Origin of the sequence: Streptomyces sp. NPDC046261 (assembly GCF_040646235.1) — a bacterium.
Taxonomy (GTDB): Bacteria; Actinomycetota; Actinomycetes; order Streptomycetales; family Streptomycetaceae; genus Streptomyces.
Map to the genome: position 1 here is coordinate 222,526 of NZ_JBEYZU010000003.1, position 20,027 is coordinate 242,552.

At 73.9% G+C, this 20,027-nt stretch carries 15 protein-coding genes; 3 read left to right on the forward strand and 12 right to left on the reverse strand.

Annotated features, from left to right (window positions below; all coding sequences use genetic code 11):
- Positions 1–133: 133 nt before the first annotated feature.
- The 3 genes from ABZ956_RS07855 (at position 134) to ABZ956_RS07865 (ending at position 2,429) form a co-directional block, all read left to right on the forward strand.
- Positions 134–574, forward strand: coding sequence for a phage tail protein (locus ABZ956_RS07855; RefSeq protein ID WP_361888530.1), 441 nt, complete (start codon positions 134–136; stop codon positions 572–574).
- A gap of 29 nt (positions 575–603) precedes the next feature.
- Positions 604–1,905, forward strand: coding sequence for a phage tail sheath C-terminal domain-containing protein (locus ABZ956_RS07860; RefSeq protein WP_361888533.1), 1,302 nt, complete (start codon positions 604–606; stop codon positions 1,903–1,905).
- 62 nt (positions 1,906–1,967) lie between these two features.
- Positions 1,968–2,429 carry a hypothetical protein gene (locus ABZ956_RS07865; protein WP_361888536.1) on the forward strand — a complete coding sequence of 154 codons (462 nt, stop codon included), beginning with the start codon at positions 1,968–1,970 and terminating at the stop codon, positions 2,427–2,429.
- Between the two features lies 1 nt (position 2,430).
- Here ABZ956_RS07865 and ABZ956_RS07870 read toward each other — a convergent pair whose 3' ends face one another.
- The 12 genes from ABZ956_RS07870 to ABZ956_RS07925 form a co-directional block, all read right to left on the reverse strand.
- Positions 2,431–3,870, reverse strand: a complete 1,440-nt coding sequence (locus tag ABZ956_RS07870; protein WP_361888539.1) for an ATP-binding protein — start codon at positions 3,868–3,870, stop codon at positions 2,431–2,433.
- On the reverse strand, positions 3,867–4,523 hold the full coding sequence (locus tag ABZ956_RS07875) for a DUF4255 domain-containing protein (protein ID WP_361888542.1): 657 nt from the start codon (positions 4,521–4,523) through the stop codon (positions 3,867–3,869). The genes ABZ956_RS07870 and ABZ956_RS07875 overlap by 4 nt, the downstream gene beginning before the upstream one ends.
- Positions 4,520–8,158: a hypothetical protein gene (locus ABZ956_RS07880; RefSeq protein ID WP_361888545.1), complete on the reverse strand. Its 3,639-nt coding sequence runs from the start codon at positions 8,156–8,158 to the stop codon at positions 4,520–4,522. Before ABZ956_RS07880 ends, ABZ956_RS07875 begins: the two co-directional genes overlap by 4 nt.
- Before the next feature lie 81 nt (positions 8,159–8,239).
- Complete coding sequence (locus ABZ956_RS07885; RefSeq protein WP_361888548.1) at positions 8,240–11,413, reverse strand: baseplate J/gp47 family protein; 3,174 nt, start codon at positions 11,411–11,413, stop codon at positions 8,240–8,242.
- A gap of 25 nt (positions 11,414–11,438) precedes the next feature.
- On the reverse strand, positions 11,439–11,945 hold the full coding sequence (locus tag ABZ956_RS07890) for a phage tail protein (protein WP_361888551.1): 507 nt from the start codon (positions 11,943–11,945) through the stop codon (positions 11,439–11,441).
- Between the two features lie 21 nt (positions 11,946–11,966).
- A complete protein-coding gene (locus ABZ956_RS07895) occupies positions 11,967–14,066 on the reverse strand; it encodes a hypothetical protein (protein WP_361888553.1) in 2,100 nt (699 codons plus the stop codon).
- Positions 14,067–14,089: 23 nt separating this feature from the next.
- Positions 14,090–14,497 carry a GPW/gp25 family protein gene (locus ABZ956_RS07900; RefSeq protein ID WP_361888556.1) on the reverse strand — a complete coding sequence of 136 codons (408 nt, stop codon included), beginning with the start codon at positions 14,495–14,497 and terminating at the stop codon, positions 14,090–14,092.
- Between the two features lie 15 nt (positions 14,498–14,512).
- Positions 14,513–16,288, reverse strand: coding sequence for a VgrG-related protein (locus tag ABZ956_RS07905; protein ID WP_361888559.1), 1,776 nt, complete (start codon positions 16,286–16,288; stop codon positions 14,513–14,515).
- Entirely contained in the window at positions 16,285–16,992 is a 708-nt protein-coding gene (locus ABZ956_RS07910) for a LysM peptidoglycan-binding domain-containing protein (RefSeq protein ID WP_361888562.1), read from the reverse strand. The genes ABZ956_RS07905 and ABZ956_RS07910 overlap by 4 nt, the downstream gene beginning before the upstream one ends.
- A 55-nt stretch (positions 16,993–17,047) precedes the next feature.
- The gene (locus tag ABZ956_RS07915) at positions 17,048–17,485 is read right to left on the reverse strand and encodes a phage tail protein (protein WP_361888565.1); all 438 of its coding nucleotides are present in this window, start codon (positions 17,483–17,485) and stop codon (positions 17,048–17,050) included.
- Between the two features lie 1,971 nt (positions 17,486–19,456).
- The gene (locus ABZ956_RS07920) at positions 19,457–19,621 is read right to left on the reverse strand and encodes a DUF6760 family protein (protein WP_361888567.1); all 165 of its coding nucleotides are present in this window, start codon (positions 19,619–19,621) and stop codon (positions 19,457–19,459) included.
- On the reverse strand, positions 19,618–20,010 hold the full coding sequence (locus tag ABZ956_RS07925) for a hypothetical protein (RefSeq protein WP_361888569.1): 393 nt from the start codon (positions 20,008–20,010) through the stop codon (positions 19,618–19,620). Before ABZ956_RS07925 ends, ABZ956_RS07920 begins: the two co-directional genes overlap by 4 nt.
- Positions 20,011–20,027 lie beyond the last annotated feature (17 nt).

Consider the following 20,027-nt stretch of genomic DNA (forward strand, 5'->3'; position numbering starts at 1 on the left):
TGGACGAAGGCAAGGTCATCTGCGACATCGGCGTCGCGCCCGTGCGTCCCGCCGAGTTCGTGCACTTCACCATCACCCAGATCGCCGGCCAGCCCGGTCAGAGCACCTGAACGAGCCGCAGGAGGCACCCCACATGTTGACCGGTGACAGCTTCAGCAGCAGCACCTTCGCCATCGAACTCGGCAAGTTCCAGGTGGAGACCGTCCAGAGCGTCTCGGGGCTCCAACTGGAGCAGGACGTCGTGGAGGTCCGCCAGGTGTCCCCGACCGGGGAACTCCTGATCCGCAAGCAACCCGGCGCCCGGAAGACGGGCGAGATCACCATCACCCGGGGCATGGACAAGAGCACCGCCTTCACCGACTGGATCAAGGCGACGCTCGTCAACGCCGACCTCGACTCCGCGCGGCAGAACATCACCATCGCCCTGAAGGACGCCAAGAAGCAGACCGTCCGCCGCATCCACCTCAGCAACGCCTGGGCATCCCGCTGGGAGGGGCCGTCGCTGGGCGCCTCGGAATCCGGGCCCGCCACGGAACAGGTGACCATCACCTACGAGGACATCACCGTCGAGTAGCCGGCCGGTCCCCATCCCAAGGAGCGCAGATGCCCGATCCGAACCCTCCGGGAGTCTTCGTCAAGGAACTCCCCAGCGGAGTGCGCACCATCACCGGGGCGAGCACCTCCGTCCCGGCGTTCCTCGGCTACACGAAGTTCTTCGCGGCGGACGACCCGAACGCCACGCCCGCGCCGTTCGACGATGCCGAGCGCAAGGTCCCGCAGAAGATCGGAAGCTGGCGCGAGTTCGCCGCGCGCTACAGCATGGAGAAGATCGCCAAGGAGCTCGCCGGGACGGACGACCCGGACACCGTCCAGACGCTGGAAAGGTGTTTCCCACTGGCCGAGGCCGTCTACGGATTCTTCGCCAACGGCGGGAGCACCTGCTACGTGGTGGGCTTCACCAGCCCCGACAAAGCCGTGGATGTCCCGGGCCTCAAGGGGAACATCGACGACCGCACAGGTCTCGCCGGGCTGGAGACCGTCCCCGAGGTCACCATGGTCGCCGTGCCCAGCCTCTGGGACATGACCGCCGACGTCAGTGCCGGTGAACCGCCCCCACCCGACCAGGACCAGGGCATCAGCAGGATGGCCGAGGTCCTGAGCCACTGCACCGCACAGCGCAACCGGCTGGCGATCCTCGACCCGCCCCCGGACCTGAACGCCGGGGACGTCAAGACGTTCGCCGGGAAGCTCGCCTCCCCGGACACCGACGACGCCGCCTTCACCACCCTCTACTACCCGTGGATCACGGTGCCGGGCGTCAACGCCACAGAACGCACCGTGCCACCCTGTGGCCACATCGCCGGCGTATGGGCCCGTACCGACGCCGAACGCGGCGTCTTCAAGGCCCCCGCCAACCAGAACCTGCGCGGCGCCCTCACGCTCGACACCCTCCTCACCGACGACCAGCACGGGGAGCTGAACGCGGCGGGCGTGAACTGCCTGCGGGCCTTTCCCGACCGGGGCCTGCTGGTGTGGGGTGCCCGGACGAGGTCGACGACGCGTGACTGGAAGTACCTGAACGTCCGGCGTCTGGTGTCGTTCCTCTCGGACTCGATCCGTCAGTCGTCGACGTGGGCGGTGTTCGAGCCGAACGACGAGCGGTTGCGGGCGACGTTGCGGCACTCGGTGACGTCGTTCCTCACCGACCAGTGGCGCCAGGGCGCCCTGGTCGGCCGCAAGCCCGACGAGGCGTTCTACGTGATCTGCGACGACACGAACAACAAGTCGGACACCATGGACGAAGGCAAGGTCATCTGCGACATCGGCGTCGCGCCCGTGCGTCCCGCCGAGTTCGTGCACTTCACCATCACCCAGATCGCCGGCCAGCCCGGCCGGACCGGCTGACGGCGACCCGCCGGCCCCGCACCCGTGGGGCCGGCGGGACCGCCCCGGCACAAGGGGCCCACATGCCGCGACTCGTGCTGCGCGCGGGTGACATCGTCACCCCCCTGCCGCAGATCACCTCGACCACACCGATACCCGGCCTGCAAGGAACGCTCACCCCCGTGCCGACGCCCCTGCCCGGCTCGGCGGCATTCACCGTGGAGCGCATGACCGCGTGCGTACCCGAGGACATCGAGCGACTGAGGTTCTACGTCTTCTACTTCACCCCCGCCTACCCCGTCCTGGGCATCGGCGAGGTGCGGCTGACCCTCTCGCCACGCCACCGGTCACGCCACGCACGCACCCGGCGCGGCACAGAAGTCGCCCTCGACGGCGGCCCACTGGGCCTGGTGCTCGTGCCCAAGGTCGCCGCGTCGAACCCCTCCAACACGGCGATGCCCAACGACCCGTCGAAGGAATACGCCGGCCGGGCCACCCTTTCCTGCCCCCGCGTCCGCCCCGCACGGGCCGGATCCCGAGCCTGACTCAGCCCGGGAGCACCGACCCGTCGAAGTACCGCCCCAGCTTGACGTACTCGTCCCGCACGGCATCCAGCAGATCGCCGGTGCCCACCGGACGGCCCGTCTCCGCCGCCCGGTAGGCCGCGGTCAGCGCGCAGCAGCGGATGGCACCTCCGGGCAACTCGAACGCGTCCGCCAGCAGCCCCAGGTCGAGCTCCGGCGCGCGCGGCAGAAAGGGACCGAGGCAGCGGTCCCACAGTGCCCGGCGCTGCTCCGGACCGGGCGGGCCGAAGGGCACCACGAGGTCGAGCCGGCGCAGGAACGCGGAGTCGATGTGGTCGTGCACATTGGTCGTCAGGACGGTGAGCCCGTCGAAGGACTCCAGGCGCTGCAGCAGATACGCGGTCGTGGTGTTGGCGTACCGGTCGTGTGCGTCCACGGGCCGCGATCGCTTGCCGAAGACGCCGTCCGCCTCGTCGAAGAGGAGCGCCACGCGGGCGGGGTCGGCCGCGGAGAAGAGGAGTTCGAGGTGCTTCTCGGTCTCCCCGATGTACTTGTCGACGACCGCGGAGAGGTCGACGACGCGCAGCTCCAGCCCCAGGTCGGCCGCGACGACCTCGGCGGCGAGCGTCTTGCCCGTGCCGGAGGGACCGCTGAACAGGGCGCTGACGCCCCGGCCCCGCCCGCCTCCGGGGCGCATCCTCCAGTCCCCGAGGACGCGTCCGCGGTGCCGGACCCGGCGGACGAGGTCGTGCAGGAGGGTGTGGGGGCGGTCGGGGAGGACCAGGTCGTCCCAGCCGACGGCCGGCCGGACGCGGCGTGCCAGCCGGTGCGTGGGGTCCTCGGGAGCGGGGGGCGGGGGCGGTGGTCCGGCGAGGCCCAGGAGGTGGTCCGTCACACGGTCGGGGACGCGCAGCGAGCGGGTGAGGTAGGGGCGGTCGGGGTCCTCGACCTCCAGCAATCCGCCCGCGCGCAGTGGCCCGGCCGGGTCCAGGGCCGCGCGCCCGCGTGGCTCGCCCGGGTGCAGGCCGCACAGGTGCAGGGCGAGGCCGACGGTGGCCCGGCGCAGGGACACGTCGTCGTTGAGGTAGCCGTAGCAGCGCTCGTAGCCGGGGTCGAGGTCGGGGGCGAGGGCCACCAGCAGGAGGTCGGTCTCCAGCGGGGAGAGGCCCAGGGCCCGTAGGGGCAGGGCACCTCCGGCTTGTTCTGCCGCCTGTTCGGCGGCGTCCAGGTCCTCGGCGGCTCGCCGTTCGGCGTCGTCCGGTGGCAGCGGCCCGGGGGCGGTCCGCAGGAGGTGTGGTGCCATCGCGTCGGAGACGTAGAGGCCGCGGAACGGGTCGTCCAGCGGCTGGGGATCGTCCTCGGCGCGGGCGGCGACCGCTCGCCGGACCCGGTGGCGGAGGAGGCCGAGCCGGGCGAGGAGGGCGTCGGCGGGGGCGGGCGGCCGGATGGGGGTCGTGGTCACGACGGCGCGTCCCCGTCCGGTCGCGGCGGCCACTTCTCCCAGCACGGGGGCGGGTCCGCGCGGGGCAGCTCCACCTCCAGGGCGAGCGGCTCGGTGACCCACTGCCGGTAGTCCTCGACGATGAGGTTCAGCAGGGGGATGGTCACGCTGACGTGGAGGGCGGGGACGAGCGCGTGGCCGACGGCGGACCACAGCTCCTGCAGGGCCCGGTCGTGCACCGGGGGCCGGCCGACCTCGAGCAGCGCGCACAGGCCCATGTCCTCGAGTTCCTCCGGCAGGTCGAGTTCGAACTCACGGTCGGTGGACAGTCCGGTCAACAGCTTGCCCAGCAGGTGGTGGGACGCCATCGGATCCGGCGCCCAGGCCGTGATCAGATAGGACAGCCGGGCGTAGCGGGGCGGGTCGTGGTGGGCCGTCTTGACCGGCTTGCCGGGAGGGAAGCCGTTCGGCACGCCGTAGCGCTGGACGAGTCCCGCCTGCCGGCGGTCGAGATCCTCGCGGACGTCGTGGAGGTAGATGCCGACGGTCTCCGTGCCCACGGTCCGGCCGGGCTCCTGGCCACCGGACGGCGGGCGGAAGTCGATGGCGCATTCGATGGGCGCGAGGTCCTGCTGGACGCGCTTCTTCAGCGCCTTGTCGACGATGTCGATCACGAGGACGTCTCCTTCGCGACGTGAACCTGCCGCAGGTCGATGCCGGCCTCCAACGCGGTGCCGACGGGAACGAGCTCGGCCATGTCGGCCGTGACGAGGCCCGGGGCGCCCTCGTCCACGACGTACAGCCGCCGGCCCGCGGTCCCGGGGCGCAGGGCCAGGCCCGCGAGCGCCGTGCCCGTGCGGACGGTGTGCCGTACGGCGCCGCTCGCGGCGTCGAGCACGCGGAGGTCGCCGCCGTTCTCGTCGGTGACGTAGACCGACCCGCCGTCGGCGGAGACCAGCAGCCGCCGGGGAGCGGTGGTTCCGGGCAACTTCCAGACGTCCGGGAGTACTTGTGGGGCGCCCAGGCCGAGACCACGGATCCGGTCCTTGTGCGCGAGGAGCGCTCCCGTCCCGTCGGGCCGGAAGGCGGCGGCCCCGGCGTCGGCGGACACCGTTCCCACGAGCTGCGGGCGGGCGGGGTCGGTGAGGTCGAGGAGGTGGACGCCCTTGTCGTCGGTGCTGACGTAGGCGTGGCCGCCGAGCGGATGCACGCGGATCGACCGGGGACGGCCGGGCAACGACAGCGTGGCGCGCGGGCGTTCGATCGGCGCGTCCGGCAGGGCCGACAGTTCCAGTACGTGCAGGGCCGCGTCGTCCGCGCCCTCGGCGGTGAGCGCGTACAGGTGGGCGGGAGCGACGGCCATGCTCCGGACGGAGGGGAGGCTCAGGGGGAAGGCGTCGGCCACCGTGGGCCGGTCGGGGGTGGCGAGCGTGAGAGCCCAGAGCGCGACCGTGCCGTTCAGGGAGCCTGTCACGTAGCCGTGCGTGCCGTGCGGGTGCAGGGCGAGGGCGGTGGGCGGCTGCGTACCGGGCAGGGGAACGGCGGGCCCTATGGCCGGTGTCGCGGGGTTCTCCAGGCGCACGACGTGGAGCACGGGCTCGCCCTGAGCCCCGGCGCCGGGGAGGTAGGCCAAGGTGCCGCCCGGATGGATCGCGACATCGCACAGCCCTCCCTGGAGGCGAAGGCGCTGTCCGTCGTCGGTGCCGGCCAGCCTGACAGGGCACAGCGCGTCCTGGTGCACGCGGTAGGCGTACGGGGCCGTGGGATGCACCGCCAGGGACAGGGGCACGGCGGGGTCGGCCGTGGTGGTGGAGCCGGCGGTCAGTTCGGGGTGCCGGCGAAGGACGGATACGGACCGGTCGCCGGCACAGGCCACGTACGCGCGCAGCCCGTCCGGGGCGCAGGCCACCCCCACGGGGTCCGCGCCGACAGGCAGCGTGGCCGACCTCTGCGCGGTGGCGAGGTCGACCCAGTGCACGGAAGGGGCCTTGAGCGAGCGGTCGGTGACGTACGCGTAGCCGCCGTCCGGGGTGCAGGCCACCTCCCAGGGACGGGAGTCGTCGGACGACTTGAGGGGGATGGGTGTGACGCCGGTGCCTCGCACGGCGATCTCCTGCCGCCTGTAGTCCGCGATGTAGAGCGTGTCGTCGTCGCCGGCCACGATCGTCCAGGGGTATTCGGTCAGTGGTTGGGGCTGGGAGACGGAGGCCGCGCTGAGACGGGTGTGGTCGAGGGTGACGGTGGTCAGGCCGGCCGCGGCGGAGCTCTTCTCGGTGACCACGTACAGGGTGTCGGTCCCGCGGCACGCGACGCCGCGCACACCGTCGACCGTCAGATCGCCCACCGCGGTCATGGCGGCGTCGGAGGGCTGGGGGACGGCGATTCCGTACACACGACCTCGTCCGTTGTGGGTGGCGTACAGATAGGTGCCGTCCGGGGACAGGGCGAGGGAAGCGGGCAGGTCAGTGCTCGGTTCGATGGTGAGCCAGCAATCGAACTTCACGTCGGAGTTGTCCGTGACCGTGAACTGGGCGACCTTGCCTGTAGCCGCACTGGATACGTACAGCTGCGCCTTCCGGTCCGAGTCCTCACCGGACAGTGCCAGCCCGTGCGGATTGGTCAGGTCACTCCGCTCGATGCCCTGCCGGAATTCCCAGGAAGTGCCGTTCCACCGCAGGATGGAGACCTTCACGGGCCGGTCGCCGCGGCTGTCGTAATTGGTGACGTACAGATGGTCGCCCCCCGAGGAGAGCGCGATTTCGTGCGGTCCGGTGAAGTGCCCCTGGTCCTTTTCGATGGCGCGCTCGAACGTCCAGCCTGATTCCGTGCGTCGGAGCACGCTGATCTGGCCCTTGGGGACGTTCATCTGCTGGCTCACGTAGTCCGCGACGTAGAGGGTGTCATTCCGGATCGCCAGGCCCAGGGGAATCTCGCACTTCACGACATCCTCGCTGAGAGTGTACGTACCGCCCCTCAGGTCGACCCGGGACGCGGTCCCCGTACCGGCGTCGGCGGTCACGGCATACCGGCCGTCCGGGCTGACGGCCACTCCGTGCGGCTGCGCGCCGTGCGCCAGGGCCGTGGGCTTCACCGTCACCGTGGACGTGTCGCCGAAGTCGTGGCCCTCCGCCGGGCGCAGGGTCAGGAGCTGATCGGTACCCGGGCTGGTGACGCAGGCGAAGGTGGGGCCCATGGCGATGCCCCACGCCGTGGTGCCGGACGGCGGGGCGATGGCGATGGTGCCCCGGTGCGTGCCCGCGTTCAGATCGGCGACGGCGACGCGGTGACCGGACGTGTCGGTGGTGCAGGCCCACAGCCCATCGGGTGTCACCCCTGTGGCGAACGGCTTGGTGACGTCGCCGGTGTCGATCCGGCCCGTGACGGCCGGCCCCACGCGGAGCGTGCGGATCTTCCCGGTCGCCTGGTCGGTGACGTGGACGAACCGCCCCTCGGGGTCGCGGGCCAGGGCCGAGGGCAGGACACCGGCCGGGACGTCGGTACGGGCGGCGGGCAGGGCCGGGAAGACCGCGCTGAGCACGCCCGTGGTCCGGCTGAGGACATGGGCCACAGCGCCGTCCGGGGAGAGGAGAACCGCCGAGGGGCGCCGGGCGGCCGGGAGCGCGGTGAAGGCTCCCGGCTCTCCGGTGCCGGCGTCGAGGGTGGCCACCCACAGCTCGGCCGATTCCTGGTCGGCGATCCACAGGCGGTCGTGCCCGACGACGACGGTGGCGGGGCCCGGTCCCACGGGGCGGGACGCCGTCACCGTGGCACGGGCAAGGTCCACCACCACGACACCGGTCCCCTCGCACAGCGCGTAACCGAACCGCCCGTCCGGGGACACGGCCACCGCACGGACGGGCGCCGGCATGGCGACGGGCGCGGCCGTCGGTGAACCGGGAGTGCCGACGTCGACCACGTACAGTCGGCGCGCCGCCCCCTCGTCCTTGTCGTGCGCGACGCACACCCACCGGCTCCCCGGTGCGCCCGCCAGCGCGAACGGGCCACCGGCCACCTGTACGGCGCGGCCGCCGTTGCCGTCGCCGTCCAGGACGTGCACCACGTCGTCCGTCCAGGACGCCACACAGACCTGCTCGGCGACGAGCCCGGCGGCCACCGCGCACAGGGCACCGGACAGGCGCACCGTGGTGGGGGAGCCGCCGGGTACGACGAGGACGGAGAGCGTGCCCTCGTCGTACCCGGCGACGTAGGCACGGCCGCCGTCCGGGCCGAGCGCGACCGCACACGGGCCCTTGCCCACGGGCACCCGGGCCGGCGTACCCGGCGTTCCGTCCGGCCCGAGCTTCGCCATGACCACGTGATCCGACGCCCGGTCGAGTGCGAGGAGCCATCGGTCGGCTCCGGTTTGGCCGTCCATCAACTGCCTCTCTGCTCAGGGGGTTTCGGCGACGGTGACGCGGTGCTCGATGGAGTACACGGTCTGTTCGTCGTCGCAGTCGATGCGCGGTGCGGTCCCGACGGCCGCCCCCGTGTCCATGTCGGAGCCGTGCAGCACCACGGAGTCGACGCGGGCGATGCCCTGCACGCGTTCCAGGACGCGGTACGCCTCGCCGGTGTACACCGGTCGCCCCAGCGGCCAGCCCTTGCCGTCGGGCCCGCCGTCGACGGGGTTGAACCAGCGGTACAGGGCGCGTTCGGCCGCCATGGCCAGGGCGGCGCGTTCCGTCGCGGTCAGGTAGTCCTCGGGCACCACGCGGGCCTCGCCGCGGATGCCCACGTAGCGCGGTGTCTCCAGCCACACCGGGACGCCCGCCGGGTGCAGCGCGCGCAAGGAGCGCTGAACGGTGTCGCACGCGTCCTGGGTGGGGGTGAGCATCGGGAAGGGGAACCAGCCGCGCTCGTCGGCGGTGACGAACGGGACGACCTTCAGCCGTACGCCGGCCTGGAAGGCGCCGCCGCTGGTGTCGGTGAAGCCGTCGGCGCCCTGGGCGGACGCGGTGTTGCTGATCGACGCGACACCCGGGGGGAGGCGCCAGGCCGTGTCCGCCGGAACGCCGTTGCCCTTGCTGCCCTCAGTGCAACGGTAACTGGCCACGGTCACAGGAGAGTTCCGCTCGGGGATCTTGCCGTGCTGCACCTTGCGCCCCGAGCCGTCGGGAACCTCCGGACCGAAGTGGACCTGCCCGGTGGCGGCGTTCAGCACCACGTGTTTGTCCGTCTCTCCGGACTCCTCGAAGGAGGTCCGCACGCACCAGTCCTCCCCGCCGACCGAGACCGTCGTGGGCAGCGGATCGCACAGCTGCGGGGTCATGAGGGCGATCACCTGGCCCGGCTCCTTCTCGCCCGTCCGTGCCGAGGCGTCGGAGCGTGTCACGTACTGCAGGGCCGCTACGGAGCCGGTCGCGCCGTCGTCGACGGCGATCGTGTACGCGGTGGAGTCCGTGGCCTTCGGGTCGCGGATCTGGAGGGCGAGCCAGACACCGTCCACTGTGGGGTAGTTCCCTCCGTGGCGGGCCACGGCATCCTCCACGCGCGCGGCGGGCCGGTCGATCGCGGGCCTCCAGCGAGGGGAGCCGCCCAGTCGCACGGGGTGCGCGAGCGCGGAGGCGCCGCCGACGGTCACCTGGGCGGGGGCCGCGCAGGCGTAGGCCACCGGGATGTCGGGATCCCACCACGGGACGCCCTTGCGCGGGAGGAAGGCCGACAGCGCGATCCGGTCCGCGGCCTCGACCGCCCGGTCCGGCCGCACCCAGAGGGTCAGGTGAGCGAGCGCGGTGTCCGCGGGGAGGTGGACGAGCGCCAGGGTGACCTGGGCGCCGGTGCGGTACGGACCCTTGACCGGCCCGTTCGCCAAGTAGTCACCGGCGGCCAGGGCGTCACGGGCCCCGGTCACGCGGGGATCCGGAAACAGCGGGGCGACGCCGGCGATCCGGGTGGCGGCCCGCGTGGCCTCGTCCTGCGTGGTGAACACCAATCCGTCGTCCCGCGTGGTGATCTCGGTGCCGCTGGGCAGGGACGGCGTCCCCGCGTCGAGGACGAAGCGGAGCTCGATGCCGGCCGGCCGGGCCAGGACGTAGTTGCGCGCCGGATCCAGGCTCCCGTCGTCGTCCGTGCGCACGTGGTGGATGCGGGCCATCCCGGCCGAGGCGGCGAGGGCCAGCTGCTCGTAGTCGTGCGGAGTGACGGCCCGTTCCGGGAACGGGGAGCCCAGCGGCAGCCGCTCGGCGCACTCGGCGGGCGTCTCGGCGTCGGTGCCGCCGGTGGCGGGCGCGGGGTTGGTGACGGCGGACACGTACGGCAGCGGGGTGCGCAGGACGGTGATCGTACGCGCGGGGACGTTGCCCCCGGCCCCGCCGCCGGTCAGATAGCGCGGGACACGCACCATGGCTCCCGCCGGCAGGGGCGCGCCGTGCCGCAGGGCTCCCCGGCCGGTGCCGGCGACCGGTGCGAACACGGCCTCCCCGCTGCGGGCGTCCAGGGTGAAGTGCCGGTCGCCGGGCCCCGATCCGGCGAGCGAGGGCACGTACGTCCAGCGGAGCGCCCGTCCCTCTTCGACGGCCTCGACCGCGAGGGTGTCGGTGGCGCGCAGCATGGGCGGGTGGGCGAAGCACAGCCGTTCGCCGGGGGCGCCGGTCGCGATGCCCAGCTCCTCCTCCAGCACGACCCGGGCCTGCACCACCGGCACGGTCACCGACAGGGCCGGATCCAGGGCGAGCGCCCGGATGCCCGTCCCCGGCGGTGCGAGCCGGACGAGGCCGACGTCGCGCAGCTGCCGGGCCCGCGCGCCGCCCTCGTCGTCCGGAGGGTCGAGGAGCAGCCGGGCGGGGGCGTGCGTGGCGGGTACGTCGAGCGTGACCCGTACCCGGCCGTCCGGTCCGACGGACCGGGTGACGGTCCGGCAGGCCGACCAGTGCGTGCCCTGCCACGCCTCCCAGGACCCCAGGTCGGCCGGGGCCCCGACCGGCGTGATGTCGAGGGCGACGCGGGTGCCGGGCACGGCCACCGACAGGACGACCAGCGCGTATGCGGCGGGTTCCGGCGGCGGCCGGTCGTCGCCCGGCGCAACGTCCTCGTAGGAGGGGAGGTTGAGGTGGAAGGGCGGCCCCGCGAACGGGCCGTCCCCCCTCTCGTCGGCGAACGGCACGAGGGTTCCCTCCACCGCACCGCCCGCCGCGCCCCGCTGTGCGAACCGGCCCGCCGCGACCAGGACGCACGGGTTGACGACGGCCTCGGCCACGGTGCTGAAGACCACCGGCTCGCCCGCTCCGGCCGGGGGACTGGTGGACACCTCCAACCCCACGGGGACACGCACGGGTTCGGGCGCGGGCGCCGCGAGCTGGAACAGCACGTCGGTACGGGCCGGTGCCGCCGGGTAGGGCCGTGGCCCCAGCAGGCCCAGCAACTCCAGCCGGTGCCGGTCGGGGGCGCGGTTGACCCGGTCCCGCAGCGCCTCGGCCATGTCGGCGCACGACTCGATCAGCGCCCGGCCCGGGTCGGCGGGGTTCCGCCCCGTCCACGCGGGCAAGGCGGCACGCACCGCGCGGACCGCGTCGGCGACGATGTGCGCGCGGTCGCGTCCGTCGTGGGCGGGGGGTGACGGTGTCATCCTTCAGGGCTCCCTGGGAAACGGGTCAGTGGTCCGCGGTGACCACGGTCTTGAAGGGCAGGTGCGCGGGGCAGTGGGCGACCACCAGCCGGGTCAGCCGGCGTTCCGCGGTCAGACGGTCCTCCCCGCTGCCGAGGATGAGCGTCACGGTCAGCATCCGGCCCGCCGGCGGTCGCCGGTCGCCCGTGAAGACGCCCCCGAGGTCCTTGACGTCGAGGACCCATCCGTAGATCTCCCGGGCCTCGCGCAGCAGCGCCTGCCGGGTGCCGCGGTGCGCGGCCAGCCAGGGGGCGAGGGCGACGGCGGTCCGCCACTGGAGCTCGGTCCAGTCGGGTTCGACGCGGGCCCCGGTGAGGTGCGCCAGCCAGTCCAGGAAGGAGGCGGGAGCCGCCCAGGGGTCGAGGACCTCGGCGAGCCGGTCCAGACAGTCCTCCGACGGCGCGAGCGCGGCACGGATGCCGTCGGCGAAGGCGTGGGCGACGCGGTCACCGGCGTAGACGGCGGGCAACATCGACCGGGGGACATCGGGCACGGTTCCGGCTCCTTCCGGGGTTCAGTCCGTCACGTCGATCACGCAGTCGGTCAGCAGCACCAGCCCGTTGTCGGGCACTTCGACGACCGGTCCGCCCCGGTCGCTCTCCACCGACGCGTCGAGGACCGCGCGGACCTCCGGCACCGTCTCCAGGGCCGCGAGGACGTCACTGGCGTGGACCCGGCGACCCCAGGGCCAGCCGCTTCCGGACGGGCCGCCGGAGGTGGGGTGGAAGTACCGGTACAAGGCACGCCCGGCGGCCGCCTTCGTCTCCTCGACGCTCCGCGAGGTGTAGGCCCAGGAACGGATCCGGGCGTGCGCCGCGAACGACCGGTAGCCGGGGCGGGCCACCTGCAGGCGATCACCGAGCAGGCGGGCGCCCTCCAGCAGAGCATCGACCTCCGCGAGCATGGCGTCGGTCACGTCCAGGTCGGCGTCCCTCAGGGGGATTCCGGGGTCGGCGGGAAGGTGGGGGACGAGCAGGACGCGCAGTGCCGCGTCCTCGGGGAGCCACAGCGTGGACTCCGTCCGGGCGCCCTTGACGAAGAAGAAGACCCCGTTCACGGTCACCACCGCGTCGGGCTTCCGTGCGCAGTGCGGGGACAGGTGGGGGAACGACTCCGAGATCAGGGACCGCACCCCGCGCCCGCCCGAGGGGCGCAGTCTGCCGTTCTCGTAGGTGAAACGCCGGTGGTAGAAGGTGTCGTCGCGGAAGAAGAACACCTCGTAGTCGCGGTGGCCTTCGCTTTCGCCTTCGTCTTCGTCTTCGCCGTCGCTGTGCGCGAGGGCCGCGACGGCGTCCACACCGGCACGGAACGGATCGGGCAGGCCCCGGAACTCGTCGGCGATCTTCGTCGTACCGGCGTCCCCGGTCCATGCGCACAGATCACCGGAGAACCACAGCCTCGCGACGTCCTGCTCCAGCTCGAGCACCGCGTCGAGGCGCTTCGCCGCGAACGCCGGCGGATCGTCCTCCGTCGCACCGGGGATCTCCTGGCCCGTGTCCAGGAGCACCTGCCGGTGGGCCACCTTCCCGTCCGCGTCCACGAAGTAGTGCACGGCGACGTCCGCACCGTCGACGGCCACGGCACACGCGGTGACGCCCTCCGGCCGCGCCGGCGGGCACAGCCCGTCCGGCACCCGGGGGTCCTCCGGCCGCACGCTGTCCAGCACCAGGGCGCGGGCGACGGTGAACGCCTGCCCGGTGAGGACGCGTTCGTGGTCGGCGGCGGTCACGGCCCGACGCGGCGGCGCCAGCCCGAGCGCCGCCCGCTCCAGCGCCTGCCGCCAGTCCTCCGCGTCCCGGCCGGGCGCGACCACCTCCTCGACCACGGCCGGCGGGGTGTCCCCGACGAGTTCCGTACCGGGGGAGACGGCCTCCCGCGCGCCCCGGCACGCCGCGTAGGTGACGCGCACGGGCGCCCCGGGAGCGGGGACCGCCCCCAGCTGTCGTTCCCCGTCGGCGAAGGGGACGAGCGGGCCGAACACGACCTCTCCCACCGCGTCGTCCCACCAGTAGCAGAGCGTCTGCCGGTCGGCCCCGGCGAAGGACTCGACCGCCGGCCATACGCGGCCTGCCACCGTCACCTCGGTGATCGGTGACGGTACTGGTTCCGGCGTGGGCGCGGCCGGGCTCCAGGGCCGGCGGGAGGGGGCGAACCGCTGCCCCGGGGTGCCGTCGGACGTCCCGAGGTCCTCGGTGACCGCCTCCGGGCACTCGACGGCCCCGACCGTCGCGGAGCCGACCGCGGGCACATGGACCGGAGCCGTCGTACGGAGCACGAACGGGCGCTCCCGGGGAACGGTCAGCCCGGTCCCCGCGGGGACGTCCCGCCCGGCGCCCGACCCGGCGAAGCGGACGACGACCCGGCACGGCACCGCCGCCATCGGCGTGATGCCCATCAGCGCCAGCAGCCGGGACCGCTGGGGCGGCGTCATCCTGTTCGCGCGGTAGACCAGCGCGTCCACCCGTCCGGCGCACGCCTCCAGCAGCGTGACGCCGGGGTCGGAGACGTTGTGGTCGGTCCAGGACGGCGACCGGGACGGCAGCGCGCGCTTGGCCGCGTCCACCATCGGCTGGAAGCGGAGGTCGTCGAGATCGGGGACCGGGAGCTCCGGCATACGAGCCTCCTGCATGCGGGCCGTCACCCCTCCCGGGGCAGCGTGTAGAACGGGAAGACGAGGTTGCGCGGCTCGTTGGTGCTCCGCAGCCGGTAGCGGACATCGACGTAGAGCACGCCCTCGTCCGCGGAGTCCGTGCTGAACAGCAGGTCGTCGAGCTCGATCCGCGGCTCCCAGCGCTCCAGGGCCCGGCGCACCTCCAGATCGGCGCGGGCCACCGTCGCGGCGTCCAGCGGGTCGAAGACCAGCCGGTGGATGCCGCAGCCGAACTCCGGCCGCATCGGCCGTTCTCCCGGCGCGGTGCCGAGCACGAGGCCGATGGCCTGTGCCACGTCGTCGCCGCCGGTGGCCAGCGCCACCTCGCCGGAGGGGGTGAGGTCGCCGGGGAAGGCCCAGCCCGTGCCGATGATGTCACCCTTGATGCGGTCCATTGCGCTCACCTGCCTTCAGTTGATGTCGACGGGAGTGCCGGTGATCTGCGTCGTGCCGCCCTTGAGGGTGAGCTGGGTGGTTCCCTCGACGGTCACGCTCTTGCCCGTGAGCGTCAGGTCGCCCGGCCCCTCCGCCTCGATCCGCACCGTGCCCGCCTTGACGACGACCGTGCCCGAGGCCCCCGCGTCGACGGTGACGGTTCCCGAGCGCGCGTCGAGCCGCAGGCGCAGCTCGCCCGCCTCCAGCGAGATCGCCGTCTCCTTGCGGTCGAGGTGCGCGGTCAGCTTCCCGTCGCCGGACCTCAGCCGCACGCCCTGGGGGCCCTCGGCCGCGCTCAGCAGCTCCAGCCGGTCGCCCGCCCGCGAGGTGACGGACCGCCGGTTCAGCCGTCCCGTACCGGCGTCGACCAGGGGCAGCCCGTGGTCCGTCGGGGCGTCGACCCCGTTGTAGAGCCCGCCCAGGACGTACGGCCGGTCCAGCCGGCCGTGCTCGAAGCCGACGAGCACCTCGTCCCCGGTCTCCGGCGCGACGACGCCCCCGCCGCCCGCGCCGCCCCACTGCACCGTGCGCACCCAGTCGGTGACGTACTCCTGCGACAGCCACGGCAGCTTCAGCCGCACGGCACCGCGCTGGCCCTGCCCCGGCTCGCGCACGTCCGTCACGATTCCCACCGCGACACCCGTCCCGCACAACGGTGGCGGAGGCGGCACGACCGGTGGGGGAAGCGCCCCGACCCGCAGGCGGGTCAAGAAGCCGTGCTCGCCGTCGAAGGTGTGCAGACAGGCCGTCGCCGTGTACTGCCCGGCGAACGGCGCGCCGGTGCCGCTCACCGTGAACGGCACACCCGCGCGCAGCTCCGGCGTGCCCGTGACCGTGGCCTCCAGGTCCGTCATCGCGGCGGCCGTCTCGTCGGCCAGCGCGCGGGCGGCGGCGGTCACCTGCGCGGCGGTGGTGTACGGGCGGCCCGCCACCAGCAGCCCCGGCCGGTCGCCGAAGGGCTTGCCCAGCTCTCCCGGCGTCGTCCCCAGCCGCAGCCGCTCGCTGGTGGCGGCCGGGGCCCGGGACGTCACCGGGGACTTGGCATCCTGGTCCCAGCCGCGCACCTCGACCTCACCGACCTGCCCGGCCGAGGAGACGCCCGTCCGCAGGGACAGCAGGTTCACCCCGTACTGGAGCACATACGGGCTGCGGTCGGCGCCGGTCGACGGCGCGGGGGCCCGCGCGGCGGAGGCGAGCCGGCGCAGCTCCACCGTCCGTCCCTCGACGGCGAGATGGAGGCCCTGCTGGTCGGCGAGATGGGTGAGAAGCTCCCAGTCCGTGAGGTTGGGCTGGGACAGGTGCCGGATACGGCCACCGTCGGCCTCGACACGGCCGGCCCGCAGACCGTGCCGGGCGGCGGCCCGCGCGACGACCTCCGCGACGGTCGTCTCGACGTACGCCGCCACCTGCCGGCCGCGCGTCAGCCGGTGACCCCGGTCGGCGGCCCGGACCGTGGTGAAGGCGCCGTCCGGGCCGACCTCCTTCTCCAGCGCGGTGACCTCGCCGTCGAAGAGCGGTGTACGGGCCCGCTGCCGGGCGGCGGTCACCGAGACCGTCACGGCCGTGCCGACGGCGACGCGCACCCCCGGCAGCAGCCGGTGCTCCGGGTCGCGGAACCGCAGCCACGCCGTGGCCGGCAGCCCGGTCGCCGTCGCGACACCCGCCGCCGCGAGACGCTCACTCCACAGCTCCGGCAGCGCGACGCCGTCGAAGGCGACCACCGGTTCGGCCGCGTACGCCCGTTCCGTCACCGGCCGTCCTCCAGTACGGGCAGCAGCAACTCGCTGCCCGGGCGCAGGCGCTCCGGGTCGTCGATGCCGTTCGCGCGGGCGATCGCCCGCCAGGACGCGGCGTCCCCGTACGCGCGCCACGCGATGCCCGGCAGCGTGTCACCGGCCACCACCGTGTGCGTGCCCACGGGGCCGTCCGCGCCTGAGCTCGGGTTCTGCCGCTGCGCCGAGCCGCCGACCTCCTCCAGCGTCAGCGAACACTCCGCGCGCAGCGGTGTCCCGTCCGTCCCGAACCGCGTGTAGACGGCGTTCACCTGCGTGACGACGGCCAGAAATGCGGTGGTCCGGGCACGCCCCCATTCCAGGCGCACCCACGGCGCGGAGGCCGGCTTCGCCGCGGCGCTCTGTGCCGTCGGCGCGCAGCACCCCAGCAGCGCCTCCACCTCACCCTGGACACCGGCGCCACTGCCGGGCGCGTCGAGGAACACGTCCAGCGTCATCGTCCGTGGCTCGGCGCCGATGAACTGCGGTCTGGCGGCCGCTTCGTTGGACGGTGCGCGGCTGCGGTCCCAGCGGGCCTGTTTGCCGACGGACAGGCGGTCCGGATTGAAGTGCAGCTTGACCCGGGTGCGTTCGGGCCCCGGCGTGCTGCCGGTGCCGGCCGGCGGGTCGTAGATCACCAAGGAGGCCCGTACGGGGGTGCCTCCCAAGGGCAGAACGGCCATCGGCGGCGGTCCCTTCTACTCGCGTCGGCGCACTGTCGCCTGTGGTCGGGGAGGGTCAGAGCGTGACCCCGATGAACCCGTCGTGCGCGATCTCCAGCGTTTCCCGGGCCGGGAGGGACTGCTCGGTGTCGAAGGACGGCCCGCTCCACCGCACCGGCAGCACGCCGTCCAGCAGCCACCGGACGATCGGCTTGCGGTCCGGCCCGAGCGCCACCAACTGCCCCGGCAGCCGCAGCGGTTCGCGGACCTGCTGCTGGATCCACGCCCAGATGAGCAAGGTGTCCTTCGTCAGCGGTCTGCCGAGTACGACGTTCGAGTAGCGGATCCGGGTCGGCAGATGCCACACCCGCCCGTTCATGCCGCCTTCCGTCCGCTCCTCGACGTCCATGGAACAGCCCAGCCCCTCGCACGAGGTGAACGAACCGAGCTCGCTGGTGCCGATCGTCAACTGGAACAACGAACTGACGGCGAACGGCTGGACCTGGTCCGGCATGGAGGCTCCGTCCGGGATGTCGTCAACGGGGGGCGTGGCCGGGGGGCGGGCAGTACGGCGCCGGCCAGTCGACGCGCACGGGGAGGCCGAGCTCGGGCAGCACGGCGCGGGCGATCACCTCGGCGTGGGCCTCGGCGATCCGGCGGGCGAGAAGGGCGGGGTCAGGGGGAGGGGTAGCGGGGGTTGGGGGTCGTACGGACAGCGGCACCGCGGCCGGGGACGTGACCGGCGCCGGACCCTCGGGCCCGTGAGGGCGGGGTGCGAGGGGGATGCGCACGGCGGTCGGTGGCGTCCGGTGCAGGGGGTGCCCGATGCGGGGCCGGGGCGGGAGCGTGTCCGATGGCCGGTCGGGCGCGGGCCCGTACGGGGGTGGGCCCGACGGCCTGTCGGCAGGGGCATGGCGTGACGGATGCCGGTGCTCCCCGGGACCGGGGCGCGTTCCGGTCGTGCCTCCCGGCCCCCGATCGACCGCCGGGAGACGGGACGCGGGGTGTGCCGGTTCGTGAGACGCGCTGGAGGGACTCGAGGGAGAGGCCCCGGGGTGCGAAGGGAAGGCGGCGCCGAGGGCGAACCCGCGTGCCGGCGTCGGCCGGGGAACTGATGGCCGGGTCGGCGGGGATGAGGGGGAGGGAGGGGCCGGGGTGTGGGGCGGTACGGGCGCCGGTGCCGCGCCGGCGGTGGCTTGCGGGGGAGCCAGGGGCAGCGGGTGGGCAGCCGGTGCGGGGAGCGCCTGGTCGACGGCCCGGTCGAGGGCCTGCGCGGGCGTGGTTCCGAGTGCGGCCCGGTGGTGGATCGGGGCGGGCGTTCCCGGGAGGACGCCGGCCGTGTGGGGAACGGGTTCCGGCGTGCCCACGGGAGCGGCCGGATGAACATGTCCGGACGGCGCCGTTGTCGTGGGGGTCCCCGAGGGGGCGGATGGCCGGGGGATCGGAGAGGTAACAGGTGGCCGGGGAGCCGGAGGTGGTGCCGGCGCAGGGGCATCGCCCGGACGGTGCGCCTGCGCGAAGGGGAGAGCCTGGGGAAGGCCGGTGCCGGGCCGGGTCCCGGTCCATGCCGGGGCCGCAGCCGGCCCCGAAGGCCGGGGAGTCGTAGCCCCGACCGGCGGAGAGGCGGGCATGCCCTCGGCGGAGGAGAGACCAGGCCGTAACGCCGGGAATCCGTGACCGGTCGGTAGGCGGCCTTCGTCGGCGGCCCACGCGGGCGGGGACATGGGTACGTCGGCCACATTGCCGGGGGGTCCGGTTGGTAGGCGGCCTTCGTCGGCGGCCCGCGCGGGCGGGGACATGGGTACGTCGGCCACATTGCCGGGGGGTCCGGTTGGTAGGCGGCCTTCGTCGGCGGCCCGCGCGGGCCGGGACATGGGCACGCTGGCCACACTGCCGGGGGCCCCGGGCCTGTCGCCCGACGCCGGCGGCACCGCGCGGCGCACGGCCGAGCGGGCCGTGCCACGCGGGCGCACCGCCGGGGCTGTGGCGCGCCCGCGCACCTCGCCCCCGTACGACGGGTGGCTGCCCGCCCCGGTACCCCTGCCAGCCGCGGACTGTTGCCCGGCGGCCCGGCCGCGTAACGCACCGAGCGCACCCCCCACCCCACGCACCACCGTGCGCCACCGAGGCACCGGCTCGGGCGCCGGGGGCTCGGGCGGTCCGACGAAGGGGAGGGGGGCCGCCTCCACCCCGTACGGGCGCCACGCCCGCCCGCCGGAGAAACCCACCCTTCCGCACCCCACCCGCACCCCACGCGGCAGTAACCGTCCGTGCAGGGCCACGGCCGGGTCAGGCTGCCACGCCGCCAGCGACCGCCGGAATCCGGGCAGTGGGCTGCCCGGCAGCGTCGCCCGACGGGTCCACGACGGCAGCGGAGGACGCGGCGCCGCCGTCGGGGGCTGTAACGGAACTCGCCGGAACGGTTCGCGCCGCAACGGGTCGCCCTCCGGGCGCGGTGACCGCCGGCGCGAGGGCCAGGAGAACATCACAGGCCCCCGCCCCCGGCCGCCGCCGTGTTGATCCGGGCGATCTCCCGCACCCACGCGCGCCGTTCCCCGTGCGGGAGGCCCAGAAGGTCCGCGTACGCCCAGTGGAAGTGATAGGCGACGTACGCGACCTCCTCCCGGAGCCGGGCGGCGGGGTGCGTCATGATTCCCCCAGGCGTTCACCGGGCACGGGCTCGGGGACAGCGAACGCCGTCCCGCACGACGGGCAGGTCACCGCGCGGTCGCCCGCCATCCCGTTGATCCGGCGATAGAAGTCCTGGAGGTAGGCCAGGTCGGTCGCGAAGAGCGACTCCACCACGCCGGCGTGGATGTCGGGCACGTTCCCCAGCCGGGTGATGACGAGGCTCAGCAGCACGACCCCCAGGTAGGCCGGGTTCTCCTTCACCCGCTGGTCGATCAGTGGCGCCAGTTCGTCCCGCGCGGTGGCCAGACGCATCCGGCCCCCGCGGTGGACGGTGCCGTCGCCGTCGACGTACCCACAGGGCAGTTCGAAGTCGAACTCGGTCTGCAACCCGGGGGTCTGCTGCGTCATCGGTTCTCCTGTCTGTC

Coding starts and splice junctions, on each gene's coding strand:
- ABZ956_RS07915 (WP_361888565.1), bottom strand. CDS start 17,485: ATGCCGGACCAGGTCCAGCCGTTCGCCGTCAGTTCGTTGTTCCAGTTG.
- ABZ956_RS07925 (WP_361888569.1), bottom strand. CDS start 20,010: ATGACGCAGCAGACCCCCGGGTTGCAGACCGAGTTCGACTTCGAACTG.
- ABZ956_RS07910 (WP_361888562.1), bottom strand. CDS start 16,992: ATGGCCGTTCTGCCCTTGGGAGGCACCCCCGTACGGGCCTCCTTGGTG.
- ABZ956_RS07885 (WP_361888548.1), bottom strand. CDS start 11,413: ATGACACCGTCACCCCCCGCCCACGACGGACGCGACCGCGCGCACATC.
- ABZ956_RS07860 (WP_361888533.1), top strand. CDS start 604: ATGCCCGATCCGAACCCTCCGGGAGTCTTCGTCAAGGAACTCCCCAGC.
- ABZ956_RS07855 (WP_361888530.1), top strand. CDS start 134: ATGTTGACCGGTGACAGCTTCAGCAGCAGCACCTTCGCCATCGAACTC.
- ABZ956_RS07920 (WP_361888567.1), bottom strand. CDS start 19,621: ATGACGCACCCCGCCGCCCGGCTCCGGGAGGAGGTCGCGTACGTCGCC.
- ABZ956_RS07865 (WP_361888536.1), top strand. CDS start 1,968: ATGCCGCGACTCGTGCTGCGCGCGGGTGACATCGTCACCCCCCTGCCG.
- ABZ956_RS07900 (WP_361888556.1), bottom strand. CDS start 14,497: ATGGACCGCATCAAGGGTGACATCATCGGCACGGGCTGGGCCTTCCCC.
- ABZ956_RS07895 (WP_361888553.1), bottom strand. CDS start 14,066: ATGCCGGAGCTCCCGGTCCCCGATCTCGACGACCTCCGCTTCCAGCCG.
- ABZ956_RS07880 (WP_361888545.1), bottom strand. CDS start 8,158: ATGGCGAAGCTCGGGCCGGACGGAACGCCGGGTACGCCGGCCCGGGTG.